Source organism: Pseudomonas sp. GW821-FHT02H09 (assembly GCF_059421425.1).
In genome coordinates this window covers 60,062-75,275 of the sequence record NZ_JBWKVA010000006.1, presented here as the reverse complement: position 1 = coordinate 75,275, position 15,214 = coordinate 60,062, and the positions used below count along the sequence as shown (strand labels likewise).

At 60.2% G+C, this 15,214-nt stretch carries 13 protein-coding genes; 10 read left to right on the top strand and 3 right to left on the bottom strand.

Annotated features, from left to right (window positions below):
• Positions 1-64 precede the first annotated feature (64 nt).
• From guaA to AC07VR_RS09635, 3 genes are all read left to right on the top strand, one after another.
• Positions 65-1,642 carry a glutamine-hydrolyzing GMP synthase gene (gene guaA, locus AC07VR_RS09645; RefSeq protein WP_494991943.1) on the top strand — a complete coding sequence of 526 codons (1,578 nt, stop codon included), beginning with the start codon at positions 65-67 and terminating at the stop codon, positions 1,640-1,642.
• Between the two features lie 280 nt (positions 1,643-1,922).
• Complete coding sequence (locus AC07VR_RS09640) at positions 1,923-2,201, top strand: hypothetical protein (protein WP_494991944.1); 279 nt, start codon at positions 1,923-1,925, stop codon at positions 2,199-2,201.
• A gap of 4 nt (positions 2,202-2,205) precedes the next feature.
• Complete coding sequence (locus AC07VR_RS09635; protein ID WP_495011127.1) at positions 2,206-2,724, top strand: helix-turn-helix transcriptional regulator; 519 nt, start codon at positions 2,206-2,208, stop codon at positions 2,722-2,724.
• 10 nt (positions 2,725-2,734) lie between these two features.
• Here AC07VR_RS09635 and treR read toward each other — a convergent pair whose 3' ends face one another.
• Positions 2,735-3,439: a trehalose operon repressor gene (gene treR, locus AC07VR_RS09630; RefSeq protein ID WP_495011126.1), complete on the bottom strand. Its 705-nt coding sequence runs from the start codon at positions 3,437-3,439 to the stop codon at positions 2,735-2,737.
• 232 nt (positions 3,440-3,671) lie between these two features.
• Between treR and treP the strand changes: the two genes are divergently transcribed.
• From treP to tadA, 7 genes are all read left to right on the top strand, one after another.
• On the top strand, positions 3,672-5,114 hold the full coding sequence (gene treP / locus AC07VR_RS09625) for a PTS system trehalose-specific EIIBC component (RefSeq protein WP_495011125.1): 1,443 nt from the start codon (positions 3,672-3,674) through the stop codon (positions 5,112-5,114).
• Positions 5,115-5,257: 143 nt separating this feature from the next.
• Positions 5,258-6,907 (top strand): alpha,alpha-phosphotrehalase, encoded by a 1,650-nt coding sequence (gene treC / locus AC07VR_RS09620; protein WP_495011124.1) that lies wholly within the window; start codon positions 5,258-5,260, stop codon positions 6,905-6,907.
• Between the two features lie 95 nt (positions 6,908-7,002).
• Positions 7,003-8,226 (top strand): maltoporin, encoded by a 1,224-nt coding sequence (locus AC07VR_RS09615; RefSeq protein ID WP_495011123.1) that lies wholly within the window; start codon positions 7,003-7,005, stop codon positions 8,224-8,226.
• 61 nt (positions 8,227-8,287) lie between these two features.
• Complete coding sequence (ptsP, locus tag AC07VR_RS09610) at positions 8,288-10,825, top strand: phosphoenolpyruvate--protein phosphotransferase (protein WP_495011122.1); 2,538 nt, start codon at positions 8,288-8,290, stop codon at positions 10,823-10,825.
• Between the two features lie 2 nt (positions 10,826-10,827).
• Positions 10,828-11,130 carry a PTS sugar transporter subunit IIB gene (locus tag AC07VR_RS09605; protein ID WP_495011121.1) on the top strand — a complete coding sequence of 101 codons (303 nt, stop codon included), beginning with the start codon at positions 10,828-10,830 and terminating at the stop codon, positions 11,128-11,130.
• Positions 11,131-11,436: 306 nt separating this feature from the next.
• A complete protein-coding gene (locus tag AC07VR_RS09600) occupies positions 11,437-12,813 on the top strand; it encodes a multicopper oxidase family protein (RefSeq protein WP_495011120.1) in 1,377 nt (458 codons plus the stop codon).
• Complete coding sequence (gene tadA / locus AC07VR_RS09595) at positions 12,813-13,310, top strand: tRNA adenosine(34) deaminase TadA (RefSeq protein WP_495011119.1); 498 nt, start codon at positions 12,813-12,815, stop codon at positions 13,308-13,310. Before AC07VR_RS09600 ends, tadA begins: the two co-directional genes overlap by 1 nt.
• A gap of 153 nt (positions 13,311-13,463) precedes the next feature.
• On the opposite strand, the gene cmoB is transcribed toward tadA, so the two are convergent.
• Both cmoB and cmoA read right to left on the bottom strand, forming a co-directional pair.
• The gene (gene cmoB / locus AC07VR_RS09590; protein WP_495011118.1) at positions 13,464-14,420 is read right to left on the bottom strand and encodes a tRNA 5-methoxyuridine(34)/uridine 5-oxyacetic acid(34) synthase CmoB; all 957 of its coding nucleotides are present in this window, start codon (positions 14,418-14,420) and stop codon (positions 13,464-13,466) included.
• Complete coding sequence (cmoA, locus tag AC07VR_RS09585) at positions 14,417-15,196, bottom strand: carboxy-S-adenosyl-L-methionine synthase CmoA (protein ID WP_495011117.1); 780 nt, start codon at positions 15,194-15,196, stop codon at positions 14,417-14,419. Before cmoA ends, cmoB begins: the two co-directional genes overlap by 4 nt.
• Between the last annotated feature and the right edge of the window lie 18 nt (positions 15,197-15,214).

Below are 15,214 nucleotides of genomic sequence, written 5' to 3'. Positions count from 1 at the left end.
GTTTTCAGCCCCGAGTTGTTTCTGAATCAAGACTGTTTTTGAATTACTTAGACGAGACTGAATCATGGCCCTCGACATTCACGCTCACCGCATCCTGATCCTCGACTTCGGTTCCCAGTACACCCAGCTGATCGCCCGCCGCGTGCGTGAAATCGGCGTTTACTGCGAGCTGCATCCGTTCGACATGGACGACGAAGCGATCCGCGAATTCGCGCCGCGCGGGATCATCCTCGCCGGCGGCCCGGAGTCCGTGCACGAAGCCGACAGCCCACGCGCGCCACAAGCGGTCTGGGACCTCGGCGTACCGGTTTTCGGTATCTGCTACGGCATGCAGACCATGGCCGAGCAACTGGGCGGCCGTGTTGAAGGTTCCGAGCTGCGTGAGTTCGGTTACGCCCGTGTCGACGTGGTCGGCAAGAGCCGCGTCCTGGACGGCATCGAAGACCATGTCGATGCCGATGGCGTCTTCGGTCTCGATGTGTGGATGAGCCACGGCGACAAAGTTACCGAAATCCCGAAAGGCTTCCACATTCTGGCCAGCACCCCGAGCTGCCCGATCGCCGGCATGGCCGACGACACCCGCGGCTACTACGGCGTGCAGTTCCACCCGGAAGTGACCCACACCAAGCAGGGCGGTCGCATCCTTTCGCGTTTCATCCTCGACATCTGCGGCTGCGAAGCCCTGTGGACGCCGTCGCACATCGCTGATGACGCCATCGCGCAAATCCGTGCCCAGGTTGGCACCGACAACGTGCTGCTCGGCCTGTCCGGTGGTGTGGATTCCTCGGTGGTTGCCGCGCTGTTGCACAAAGCCATTGGCAACCAACTGACCTGCGTCTTCGTCGACAACGGCCTGCTGCGTCTGCACGAAGGTGAGCAAGTGATGGCCATGTTCGCCGAGAACATGGGCGTCAAAGTGATTCGCGCCAACGCTGAAGAGCAGTTCCTGAACAACCTGGCCGGCGAGTCGGACCCTGAGAAGAAACGCAAGATCATCGGCCGTACGTTCATTGACGTGTTCGATGCCCAGTCCAACAAGCTGGACAACATCAAGTACCTGGCCCAGGGCACCATCTACCCGGACGTGATCGAGTCGGCTGGCGCGAAAAGCGGCAAGGCTCACGTGATCAAGTCGCACCACAACGTGGGTGGCCTGCCGGACGAAATGAACCTCAAGCTGGTTGAACCCCTGCGCGAGCTGTTCAAGGACGAAGTCCGTCGTCTGGGCCTGGAACTCGGCCTGCCGTACGACATGGTCTACCGTCACCCGTTCCCGGGCCCGGGCCTGGGCGTGCGGATCCTGGGTGAAGTGAAGAAGGAATACGCCGACCTGCTGCGTCGCGCGGACCATATCTTCATCGAAGAGCTGCGCAAGGCCGACTGGTACCACAAAGTCAGCCAGGCCTTCGTAGTGTTCCAGCCGGTGAAATCGGTAGGCGTGGTCGGTGATGGCCGTCGTTACGCCTGGGTCGTGGCCCTGCGTGCAGTAGAAACCATCGACTTCATGACCGCACGTTGGGCGCACCTGCCTTACGAGCTGCTGGAAACCGTCAGCGGCCGGATCATCAATGAAATCGAAGGCATCTCCCGCGTCACTTACGACGTGTCGAGCAAGCCGCCTGCGACCATCGAGTGGGAATGATCCAGACCGGCTCGCCGGCCTGTGATCTGCGCGTTTAAACAGCGGCGATCGGCACCTTGGTGTCGATCGCCGCTGGCGTTTCAGCTGCTGTAAAAACCCTTCGCAATACTCTGAAAGACATAGGCCAAGCCTGCTATCAGTCTCGTCTGTACGCTCTCCAGATAATCTTCCAGCCCTGTCCGAGCGGCCTTGGCAGCTCAAGTTTCGGGAAAGGGGCGGTGGATTTTGGTTGGTTGTCATTTGACAACCTTGCAGTTCTTGACGAGACTGGAGGCTATGGATGGCTCGTGCATCTCATCCTGAAAAAGAAATCGAAATGGCCCTGCGTCATGCCGAAGAACAAGGCTGGCGGATAGAAGTCGGTGGCAGTCACGCCTGGGGAAAGATCTACTGCCCTTTCAGACATGACCTTTGCCGCTGTGGTGAATTCTGTATTACCAGCGTGTGCAGCACACCGAGAAACTCGTTCAATCACGCGAGGGCGCTACGGCGGGTGGTTGATAACTGTACGACGCAGCAGGTGATTGACGGGAAATCAGCACCTCGACTCAAGGAGTAAATCAATGGACTACATTTTCACCCTCAAGTATCAGCTCGCGGAGTGCGATTGCGATCCCGACCAGTTGGTCGAACGTCTATACGCGGCAGGCTGCGATGATGCGTTGGTCGGTATCGGATTGCCGGGCCGGTTGGCCTTGGCGTTCACCCGTGAGGCCGCGACTGCGGAAACGGCGCTGTTGAGCGCACTGATGGACGTCAAGCGCATCATTCCTGACGCTCGTCTGGTGGAGGTGGCACCGGACTTCGTCGGTCTGACGGATATTGCCGACATCGTCGGCGTTTCGCGGCAGAACATGCGCAAACTGATGCTGACCCATTCCAACAGCTTCCCGTTGGCCGTTCATGAGGGCAAGACATCCGTCTGGCACCTGGCTGAGGTATTGAGCTGGCTGGATGCAAAGGGCGGCTACAGCCTCGAACAACCGGTGATCGACGTCGCCCGGATCGCGCAAAGCGTCAATCTCGTCAAGGAGTCACGCCGGGTTGTGGCCCTGAGCGCCGAGTGGCAGGCGCTGGTTTGACGCTCCCCTCTCAGCGCCGCGCAACGTCCGAGAAGTAGAACTTGTCCAGCGTATGCCGTGATTCGGTGTACTCGAACTGGCGACCGTCCTGCAGAAAGGTCTGGTTGCTGACCACGATGACATGGCTCTGGCCCTCAAGATCCAGGTGTTGTTGGTCATCCTTGCTGCGCGGTACCGCTTCGATGGTCCGCTGGGCATAGCTGATTTGCAGTTGCAGGGTTTGCTCGATGAAGGCGTAGATCGAGTGCTCGGCGATCTCGCGATTCAGGCCTGGGATCACATCGGCGACAAAGTGGTTGATGTCGAGGATCACTCGCTTGCCGTCGATTCGGCGTACGCGCTTGATACGGGTGATCAGGCTGCCTTCTTGCGCCTGGATGTGTTCGAGCAGGGTGCCTTCGAGGGGGAACTGGCTGAACTCGACCACCTCGGTGCTGACGTCGTTGCCCAGCCGCGGGTAGGTTTCCTGGAAACTGACAATTCCGCCCAATTGGAATTCGATCGGGTTGGGCGACAGAACAAAGGTGCCTTTGCCGTGGACTTTCTGGGCGAAGCCGCGTTCCTGAAGTTGCTCTATGGCCTTGCGCACAGTGCCGCGACTGGCCTGGTAGCTGTCCATCAATTCGGTTTCAGAGGGCAGCCGCGCGCCACGTTCCAGACGTTCGGTGGTGATGCTGGCAAGCAGATCGGTGTAGATCTGGTTGTATTTACTCATGGGATGGCTCTGTGCCCGCTGCGCTCAAGGTCTGGAACCTTAAGGGCAGAGTTGGGGTTTGTCCATGTAGATGGATCGCACAGGAAAACTCACCGCTGGTCGGGTTCAGGATAAACAAATTGTAACTCGTCTGTACGAGTTGTTGCTTTAACTCGTACAGACGAGTACTTTTCACTTCGGCGTGCTGCCAATAGCGCTCTCCAATAACAAGAATCCAAGTGGAAGAAAAAGCATGAGCCACGATTATCCGAATATCGCCAGCGAGATCCTTCAGAGCCTCGGTGGTGCAGACAACCTCGAACAAGCTGCGCACTGTGTCACCCGACTGCGGCTGGCGCTCAAAGACCCGAGTCGGGTCGACAGCGCGACGCTGAACCAGATCGATCTGGTCAAAGGCTCGTTCTTTACCGGTGGCCTGTTTCAGGTGGTCATCGGTCCCGGCGAAGTGGAAAAGGTTTACGCGGCCCTGCGTCAGCAGACCGGTCTTGCGGCGTCGACCATCGCGGACGTGAAACAGAAGGGTGCTGACAAGACCAATGCCATGCAGCGTCTGGTGCGGGTGTTCTCCGATGTGTTCATGCCGATTCTGCCGGCGCTGATCATTGCCGGCCTGCTGATGGGGGTGAACAACCTGATCGGCGCCAAAGGCATGTTCATCGCCGGCAAGACTTTGCTTGAGGCTTACCCGACGCTGGACGGGGTCTGGAGCCTGATCAATCTGATGGCCAACACCTCGTTCGTGTTCCTGCCGGCGCTGGTGGGCTGGTCGGCGGCCAAGCGTTTTGGTGGCAGCGAGATCCTCGGCATCGTCCTGGGCCTGATGCTGGTGCACCCCGATCTGCTCAATGCCTGGAACTATGGCAAGGCGGTAGCGGGGCTGGACGGTCAGAGCCTGCCGTACTTCGACATCTTCGGTTGGTTCCAGATCGAGAAAGTCGGTTACCAGGGGCAGATCCTGCCGATTCTGCTGGCGGCGTGGGTGATGAGCACCCTCGAAAAATGGCTGCGAGCGCGTATCCCGAACGCTATTCAGCTGCTTGTCGTGCCGATCACCACCATCGTGGTGACTGGCGTGTTGGCGCTGGCCGTGATTGGCCCGGTCACGCGGCATCTGGGGATCCTCATCACCGAAGGCGTGGTCACCCTGTTCGATCTGGCGCCGATGGTCGGCGGGGCGATTTTCGGTCTGCTCTATGCACCGCTGGTGATCACTGGCATGCACCACATGTTCCTCGCCGTGGACCTGCAGTTGATCTCGACCCAGGGCGGCACCTTCATCTGGCCGATGATCGTCATGTCCAACCTGGCCCAGGGCAGTTCGGCGCTGGCGGTGTTCTACATGAGCCGTAATGCGCGGGATCGGAGCATGGCCTCGACCTCGGCGATTTCCGCCTACTTCGGTATCACTGAGCCGGCGATGTTCGGCGTCAACCTGCGCTACAAGTTTCCGTTCTACGCCGCGTTGACCGGTTCGGCGCTGGGCGGCATGTTCCTATCGCTGAACAAGGTCCAGGCCTCGGCGATTGGCGTCGGCGGGCTGCCAGGGTTCATTTCGATCATTCCGCAATTCATTCCGATGTTTGTGATCGGCATGGTGATCGCGATGGTGGTGCCGTTCGTTTTGACCTGTGGGTTGAGCATGAAGATCGTCCGGCCGGGGTATCGCGTCGCCTGATGGATCGCTATCGCGAGCAAGCTCGCTCCAGCAGGGGGATGCGGTGATCCGCAAATTTTGGGGCGATCGGTCTCCCGTAGGAGCGAGGCTTGCCCGCGATGGGGCCTGACCTGCCACCGCAAAACTAAATGAAGGAATACGCAATGCAGAACTGGCAGCGTTCGGTGATCTACCAGATCTACCCGAAGAGTTTTCACAGCCACGCAGGCAACGCTACGGGCGATTTGCTCGGTGTGGTCGCCAAGCTCGATTACCTGAAATGGTTGGGCGTCGACTGCCTGTGGATCACGCCGTTCCTGCGTTCGCCACAGCGCGACAACGGTTACGACATCAGCGATTACTACGCCATCGACCCGAGCTACGGGACCATGACTGACTGTGAGCTGTTGATTGCCGAGGCGGGCAAACGCGGTATCAAGTTGATGCTCGATATCGTGGTCAACCACACCTCCATCGAACACACGTGGTTCCAGCAGGCCCGCAGCAGTCTCGATAATCCGTACCGCGACTTTTATATCTGGCGCGATCAGCCGAACAACTGGGAATCCAAGTTCGGCGGTTCGGCCTGGGAATACGAGGCACAAACTGGTCAGTACTATCTGCATCTGTTCGACCACACCCAGGCGGATCTGAACTGGGACAACCCGCAGGTGCGTGCTGAAGTGTTCAAAATGATGCGCTTCTGGCGTGACAAGGGCGTCGGCGGGTTCCGTCTGGACGTGATCAATCTGATCTCGAAACCGGCGGACTTTCCCGAGGACAACAGTGACGGTCGACGCTTCTATACCGATGGCCCGAACGTCCACGACTATTTGCAGGAAATGCACCGCGAAGTCTTCGAAGGTAGCGACCTGATCAATGTTGGTGAGATGTCCTCCACCAGCCTCGAACACTGCATTCGTTATTCGCGTCCCGACTCGAACGAGTTGTCGATGACCTTCAACTTTCACCATTTGAAAGTCGATTACCCGAACCAGCAGAAATGGATACGCGCCGATTTCGATTTCCTCGATCTCAAACGCATCCTCTCCGATTGGCAGACCGGCATGCAGGCCGGCGGTGGCTGGAATGCACTGTTCTGGTGTAACCACGATCAACCGCGGGTGGTCTCGCGTTTTGGTGATGACGGTGAACACCGAGTGGTCTCGGCGAAGATGCTCGGCACCGCGCTGCACTTCCTTCAGGGCACGCCTTTTGTGTACCAGGGTGAAGAGCTGGGCATGACCAATCCGGGTTTTGATCACATTGACCAGTACCGCGATGTCGAGACGCTGAACATCTATCGCCTCAAGCGTGAGGCCGGTGAATCCGAGGCTGAAAACATGGCGGCGATCATGCAGAAGTCCCGCGACAACAGCCGCACGCCGATGCAATGGAACGCTCAAGCCCACGCCGGTTTCAGCACTGCCGAACCCTGGATCGGCGTGCCGGAAAATGCGGCGCTGATCAACGTCGAACAGCAGTTCGACGACCCGGCGTCGGTGCTGCATCACTACCGCCAACTGATCGCTTTGCGCCGCACCGAGTCGCTGATTCAGGACGGCGTGTATCGCCAGCTCCTGGCCGACCACACCCAGGTCTGGGCCTACCTGCGCGAAGGTGACGGTGAACGCTTGCTGGTGGTGAACAACTTCTATGCCGCGGCCTGCGAAGTTGATTTGCCGGAAGGGGTGATCACTGACGGGATGGGGCAGCGCCTGGTGATCAGTAACTATGGCGACTGCCCAACGCGCAGCCGACAGCTCTTCTTGCGGCCTTACGAGTCGTTCGTCCTGCACCTGACCGACCACTGACAAGCACTGTTTCAAACAACTCGCAGAGCGCCGAGCGGGGGAGTGTTGCGCGCCGCTTTTGCAGAGCAAACACAATAAAAATAATGGGGTGGCTCATGAAAACAACCATAAATCGCAGCCTTGCAGCATCGTGCGTGTGCCTGGCATTGCCGTTCTCGGCCCAGGCCCTGGAGTTCGCCGGTTACTTGCGCAGCGGCGTGGGGACCTCGGTCAACAGCAGTTCGCAGTCGTGCTTTCAATTGCCCGGCGCGCAGTCGAAATACCGGCTCGGCAACGAATGCGAGCAGTACGCAGAGCTGGAGTTGCGCCAGGATCTGTTCACCCTTGACGACGGTTCGGTGCTCAGCGTCGATGGCATGGCGTCGCTGTTTAACCGATACGATCGCAGCCTGACGTTCGAGGGCGACAACGGCTCGGTGCGCATGCCGCAGATGTACGCCCAGTGGTCGAAGATGCCCAGCCTGAACGGCGGTTCGTTGTGGGCCGGTCGGCGTTACTACAAGCGTAATGACATCCATATTTCCGACTTCTACTACTGGAACCAGAGCGCCACGGGCGGTGGGGTCGAGGACGTACTGATCGGCGATCTGAAGTACAGCTACGCCTTCTCGCGCAAGGACAACCTGTTCCAGAAGGACTACATCAGCCGGCACGACTTCAACGTCGCCGGGTTCAAGACCAACCCCGGTGGTGAGCTGGAGTTCGGCCTGAGCTACATCGACAAACCGGGCAGTCGCGACGCTCACAGTGGCTGGGCGATTACCACCCAGCATGTGCAGAAAGACTTTTTGGGCGGCAAGAACAAACTGGCATTCCAGTACGGCGAAGGTCCTGGCACCGGGTTGGGCTATACCGGCAATGTCGGCCTCGACGACAGCAACAAGAGCTACCGTGTGGTGGAATTCTTCGACTGGCAAGTGACACCGCGCTTCGGTGGCCAGGTCGAAGCGGTCTATCAGAAAGACATTCGCCCGGACGGCAACGATCAGAACTGGATTTCCCTCGGCATTCGTCCGGCCTATGCCATCACTGAACAGTTCAAACTGGTCACCGAACTCGGTCACGATCAGGTCGAGGCCCCCGGCGGCACGCGTAAATTGAGCAAGTTCACCTTCGCCCCGACCTGGTCGCCCAAGGGCCCGGATTTCTGGGCGCGCCCGGAAGTGCGCCTGTATTACACCTATGCCAGCTGGAACGAAGCAGCCAAACGCGCGGCGAACGAATTGGCGGCGGGTTCGGCATTGTCCGATACCGGCGCTTTCGGTACGGCGTTGCATGGCTCGAATGTCGGTTTGCAGGTCGAGTACTGGTGGAAATAAGCGATGCTGTCGGGGCGCGTGCTCCATCAGCACTTAAAAGAACAAAACAGCAGGTGACGTCATGGCCACAACCCAACATTTGCAACTGCTAGCGCCCTTGTCCGGGGTGCTGATGCCGCTCGATCAAGTGCCGGACCCGGTGTTTTCCAGCCGTCTGATCGGTGACGGTCTGTGCATCGATCCGACGTCGCAAACCCTCTGCGCGCCGCTGGCCGGGGTGGTCAGCAATGTGCAACAGAGTGGCCATGCGGTCAGCATCACCGACGACAGCGGTGTGCAGGTGTTGATGCACATTGGTCTGGACACGGTGAACCTTGCCGGCAAGGGTTTCAAACGGTTGGTGGAAGAGGGCCAGCGGGTTGAGGCCGGGCAGGCATTGATCGTGTTCGACGCCGACTACGTTGGCTTGCATGCCCGCAGCCTGCTGACCTTGATGCTGGTGGTCAGCGCTGAGCCCTTTACGGCACTGACGTCGGACACGGGTTTGGTCGAGAGCGGTCAGCCGTTGTTGCGTCTGAGTCCGGGCGATCAGGCCTCGGATGCTGTGGTGGCGCAAGAGGGCGAAGCGCTGTTCTCCAAACCGCTGACCCTGCCCAACCTGAACGGTTTGCATGCACGTCCTGCGGCGGTATTTGCCCAGGCGGCGAAGGGGTTTTCGGCGAGCATTTGTCTGCATAAACAACAGGCCAGTGCCAACGCCAAATCCCTGGTTGCGATCATGGCGTTGCAGACTGCGCAGGGCGATACCTTGCAGGTCAGTGCGGCGGGTGAGGATGCCGAGCTGGCGATCAAGACCCTGGCCGAGTTGCTGGCGGCGGGTTGTGGTGAAACGATCGTTGCGGTGGCGATGAGTGAGCCGGTTGCGCTGGTTGAAGCGTCTTCGGCGAAGCTGTTGCGTGGCGTCTGTGCCTCGCCGGGCTCGGCGTTCGGGCAGGTCGTCCAAGTGGCGGAGCAGACCCTTGAAGTGGTTGAGGCAGGCTCGGATCAAGCCGAAGAGCGCAGGCATCTGGAGCGTGCATTGCTCCAGTCTGCGCAAGCATTGCAACGCTTGCGCGACAACGCGACAGGCAGTGCGCAAGCGGAGATTTTCAAGGCGCATCAGGAATTGCTGGAAGACCCAGGCTTGCTGGAGCAGGCCCACGCCTTGATCGCTGAAGGGAAAAGCGCCGCGTTCGCCTGGCGCAGTTCGACCGAGACGACTTCGCAGCTGTTCAAAAGCCTGGGCAGTCCATTACTGGCCGAGCGCGCTCTGGACCTGGCGGACGTTGGCCAGCGGGTGCTCAAACTGATTCTCGGTGTGCAGGACAACGCCTGGGTCTTGCCGGAGCAGGCGATCCTGATCGCCGAACAACTGACGCCTTCGCAGACCGCAGGCCTTGATACCGGCAAGGTGCTGGGCTTTGTCACCGTGGGTGGCGGCGCCACCAGTCATGTGGCGATTCTCGCCCGGGCCTTTGGCCTGCCGGCCTTGTGCGGGTTACCGGCGCAAGTGCTGCAGCTTGCCAGCGGCACTCAAGTCTTGCTCGATGCCGACAAGGGCGAGCTACACCTGGACCCGGATCTGTCGGCTATCGAACAGTTACAGACCAAACGTCAGCAGCAACAGCTACGGCGTCAGCGCGAACTCGAACAGGCTTCACTGGCAGCCTGTACCCGTGACGGTCATCACTTCGAGGTGACGGCCAACGTCGCTTCGCTGCCAGAGGTTGAGCAGGCGGTGACGCTGGGCGGTGAGGGTGTCGGTCTGCTGCGTTCGGAGTTTCTCTATCTGGAGCGTAACAGTGCACCAAGCCATGATGAACAAGCGGTCACCTACAGTGCCATCGCCCGCGCGTTGGGGACGGAGCGCAATCTGGTGGTGCGCACCCTGGACGTTGGCGGCGACAAACCGCTGGCCTACGTGCCGATGGAGAGTGAGGCCAATCCGTTCCTGGGCATGCGCGGGATTCGCCTGTGCCTGGAGCGCCCCGAGCTGTTGCGTGAGCAGTTCAGAGCGATCCTGACCTGCGCCGGACTGGCCCGTTTGCACATCATGCTGCCGATGGTCACCCAGCTGTCCGAGCTGCGCCAGGCCCGGCAGATGCTCGAAGAGGAAGCGCTGACACTGGGGCTCAAGGCATTGCCCAAGCTCGGCATCATGATCGAAGTTCCAGCCGCGGCGTTGATGGCCGATCTGTTCGCTCCCGAAGTGGACTTCTTCTCCATCGGCACCAATGACCTGACCCAATACACCCTGGCCATGGACCGTGATCATCCGCGGCTGGCCAGCCAGGCCGACAGTCTCCATCCGGCAGTGCTGCGCCTGATCGCCAACACCGTGAAAGCCGCTCACGCCCACGGCAAGTGGGTCGGGGTGTGCGGCGCACTGGCCTCCGAGACCCTGGCGGTGCCGCTATTACTGGGGCTGGGGGTGGATGAACTGTCGGTCAGTGTGCCGTTGATTCCGGCGATCAAAGCGACAATCCGCGAAGTGGACCTGAGGGAATGCCAGGCCATTGCTCAACGGGTCTTGAACCTGGAAAGCGCCGAGCAGGTGCGTGAAGCCTTGCACGGGCATCAACAGACGGCAGTCGTCACCTCATTGGTTCTGGAGAACTGAATATGTTCGAGAAAATGCAGCGGGCGTTCTGGAAAGCCCTGACACCGGATCTGGTGGTGGATCAGCCCAAGGTTGTTATTGATCCGCAAAGCTCTTCATCGTTGGAGCCAGAAGTCGTGGCCGCATTGGGTGGTGCCAATAACCTCAAATCCCGGCAACGAATTGCTCTGACGCGGGTGCGGGTGGAGCTGCACGATGACACGCAAATGGACCCGGTGGCCTTGCGTGCGGCCGGTGTCCCGGCGGTGATGGTGTTGGCGGGTGGGGTGGTGCATTTGATCGGGCTAAACCCGCAGTCGAATTGACCAAGCTCCTGTAGCAGCTGCCGAGCCCGCGAGGCTGCGTTCGAGCGCGAAGCGGTCGCAAGACCATCCACTGCGATCTTTCATATACGCCGCATGTGCCGGATTGCGACTGCTGCGCAGCCGAACGCAGCCTCGCGGGCTCGGCAGCTGCTGCGCAGCCGAACGCAGCCTCGCGGGCTCGGCAGCTGCTACGGGGCCCCTGCGGCCAGTCACCACGCCACCCTTACTGTTTCTCATCTGCAGGTGTATCGTATTCGCCTTTTTGCGGGCTCAGGCCCGCTGCTGATACGTGAGGTAGTTGAATTCATGTCCTTTTCCCGTCGACAGATACTCGGTGGTCTGGCCGGTCTTGTAGTGGTTGGCGTCGGGGCTGGTGGCGCGTCGCGCTATTGGCTGGGGAAGATGGCTGACGCCGATGCAGGCCACGACTACGAGCTGATCGCCGCCCCCCTGGACGTCGAACTGGTTGCCGGGCACAAAACCGAAGCCTGGGCCTTTGGCCCCTCGGCGCCGGGTACCGAGTTGCGAGTGCGCCAGGGCGAGTGGCTGCGGGTGCGCTTCATCAACCATTTGCCGGTCGCCACCACCATTCATTGGCATGGTATTCGCCTGCCGCTGGAGATGGACGGCGTACCCTACGTCTCGCAATTGCCGGTCTTGCCCGGCGAATATTTCGATTACAAATTCCGTGCGCCGGACGCCGGCAGCTTCTGGTATCACCCGCACGTGAACAGCAGCAAGGAGCTGGGCCGCGGGCTGGTCGGGCCGTTGATCGTCGAAGAGCGTCAACCCACCGGTTTCAAGTACGAGCGGACCCTGAGCCTGAAGAGCTGGCACGTCGACGAAGAGGGCGCGTTCGTTGCCTTCAGCGTTCCCCGCGAAGCTGCACGTGGCGGGACGGCCGGCCGGCTGGCGACCATCAACGGCGTATCGCAGGCGGTGGTCGACCTCCCGGCCGGGCAGGTCACGCGGGTGCGTTTGCTCAACCTCGACAACACCCTGACCTATCGGATCAACATTCCCGGCGTCGAAGCGCAGATCTACGCGCTGGACGGCAACCCCATCGAGCCTCGACCACTGGGCAAGGAATACTGGCTGGGACCTGGCATGCGTATCTGCCTGGCGATCAAGGCACCGCCAGCCGGCGAAGAGCTCTCCCTGCGCAACGGGCCGGTACGTATCGGCACTTTCCGTTCGGTGGCCAACACTGATGCCCCGACCCAATGGCCACCGGCGCTGCCGGCCAATCCGATCTCCGAGCCGGACATTGCCAACGCCGAGAAACTCAACTTCAACTTCGAGTGGGTTGGCTCAGTCTCGGTGAACGTGGACAATGGCAAACCGCCGAGTCTGTGGCAGATCAACGGCAAGGCCTGGGACATCACCGACAGGACCTGCGCCGACCGCCCGATTGCCACGCTCAAGAAGGGCAAAAGCTACATTTTCGAATTGAAAAACATGACTCAGTATCAGCACCCGGTCCATTTGCACGGCATGAGCTTCAAGGTCATTTCCTCGAACCGCAAGACGATCATTCCGTACTTCACTGACACCTACCTGCTGGGTAAAAACGAGCGCGCCCGTGTCGCGCTGGTGGCGGATAATCCGGGTGTGTGGATGTTCCACTGCCATGTGATCGACCATATGGAAACCGGTCTGATGGCCGCCATCGAGGTCTCCTGATGCGCCAGATGCGTCAACCGAAAATCATTGATCGCAGCCGTGATCAGGACTTCATGCGCGAAGCCCTGGCCCTGGCCGCCGAAGGCGCCGCGCTGGGTGAAGTGCCAGTGGGCGCGGTGCTGGTGCAGGATGGTGAAATCATCGGTCGCGGCTTCAATTGCCCGATCAGCGGCAGCGACCCCAGCGCACACGCCGAGATGGTCGCGATCCGTGCTGCAGCGCAGGCTGCGAGCAATTACCGTCTGCCGGGCAGCACGCTGTACGTGACGCTGGAGCCGTGCAGCATGTGCGCCGGTTTGATCGTGCATTCGCGGATTGCGCGGGTGGTGTATGGGGCGCTGGAGCCCAAGGCGGGGATTGTGCAAAGCCAGGGGCAGTTCTTCAGCCAGGACTTTCTCAACCATCGGGTGTTGTTCGAAGGTGGGGTCCTGGCCGAAGAATGCGGCACGGTCCTGAGCGAGTTTTTCAAGGCGCGCAGGGCGAAACCGGCGGACTAACTCAGGAATGCACTCTTTAAAACAGCGAGGATCGAGTGTGGGAGCGGGCTTGCTCGCGATGCAGGCACCGCGGTGTATCTGAACGACCGCAGTGATGCTATCGCGAGCAAGCGAACGTCGCCCGGCCCTTCCCACATTAGATCTCCATAATTCCTATTTGCGGGCCACAATCACCGCACGCATCGGCGCTGGAAGACCTTCAATGGTTTTGCTGTGATCATCGGGATCAAGGAAGTCACTCAGCGACTGGTACTTCATCCACTCAGTCCCGCGTTGTTCCTCGACACTGGTCACACTGACATCCACGCAGCGCACATCGCTGAACCCGGCGCGGCGCAGCCATAGCATCAGTGCCGGCACCGACGGCAGGAACCAGACATTGCGCATCTGCGCGTAGCGGTCTTCCGGTACCAGCACTTGATGAACATCGCCTTCCACCACCAAGGTCTCCAGCACCAGCTCACCACCTTTTACCAGGCAATCCTTGAGCGCCAGCAAATGCTCGATCGGCGAGCGCCGGTGGTAGAACACCCCCATGGAAAACACCATGTCGAAGCCTTCCAGATTCGCTGGCAGGTCTTCAAAGGGAAACGGCAGATGCCACGCCGACGGTTCTGACAGATAACGCTGTACCGCTTGAAACTGACAGAAGAACAGCCAGTTCGGATCGACGCCGATCACGCTGTCGGCGCCGGCGCCGAGCATGCGCCACATGTAGTAGCCGTTGCCGCAGCCGACATCCAGCACCCGTTTGCCCTTGAGGTCCAGATGCGGGGCGACCCGTGACCATTTCCAGTCAGAGCGCCATTCTGTGTCGACGTGTACACCGAACAGGTCGAACGGCCCCTTGCGCCACGGGCACAGGCCCATCAGCGCGGTGCGCATCTGCGCGCGGGTTTCGTCGTCGCAGTCGGTGTCGAGGGTCAAGCCGTCCCGCAAGTCGACCTGGCTCGGCATAATCTTCGGCAGGGCATCCAGCGCACTTTGCCAGCGCTCCAGGTCGCCGTGACCCTTTTGCATTTTGGTGTCCAGTTGCGCTTGCAGGCCGTTGGCCCATTCGGCCAACGGGGTGCCGGCCAGACGGCGGGCGAGGGGAGACAGATCAATCATGGCAAGGCAATCAACGAGGCAAAGTTAAGACACTGGAACCACGGCACGACTTTCGAGAACCCGGCCGCCAGCAGGCGTTCGCGGTGTTCTTCGAGGCTGTCGGGTTTCATTACGTTTTCAATGGCACTGCGTTTCTGGGCAATTTCCAGTTCGCTGTAGCCGTTGGCGCGTTTGAAGGCGATATGCAGGTCGGTGAGCAGCGCATGCTCCTGGGCGTCAACGAAGCGCAGCTTCTCCGAGAGAATCAGCGCGCCGCCCGGCAACAAGGACTGGCGAATACGGCTCAGCAGCGCCAGGCGCTGTTCAGGGGCAATGAATTGCAGAGTGAAGTTCAGCGCCACCACCGAGGCCGGTTGGAACTGCAGCGCGAGGATATCGCCCTCGATCACTTCTACCGGCAGCAGCTCCTGGAACATCGAGTCCTGCCCGTTCAGGTATTCGCGGCAGCGCTCGACCATCGCCGCCGAGTTATCCACTGCGATCACCCGGCAACCGTCGGTGCGCACGTGACGGCGCAAGGCTTGGGTCACTGCACCGAGGGAGGAACCCAGGTCGTACAGTATGCTGTTGGGCTGGGCGAACTGTGCTGCCAGCACGCCCAGGTTCTCGACAATGGTCGGATAACCCGGCACAGAACGCTTGATCATGTCCGGGAACACCCGCACCACGTCCTCATTGAAGGCGAAGTCCGGCACCTGAGGCAGGGGCTGGGCGAAAAGGCGATCGGATTCTTTGCTCACGGCGGTTCCAGCGGTGTAGGTGGAAAAGGCCGGCATTTTAGCCGGGTTAACGAG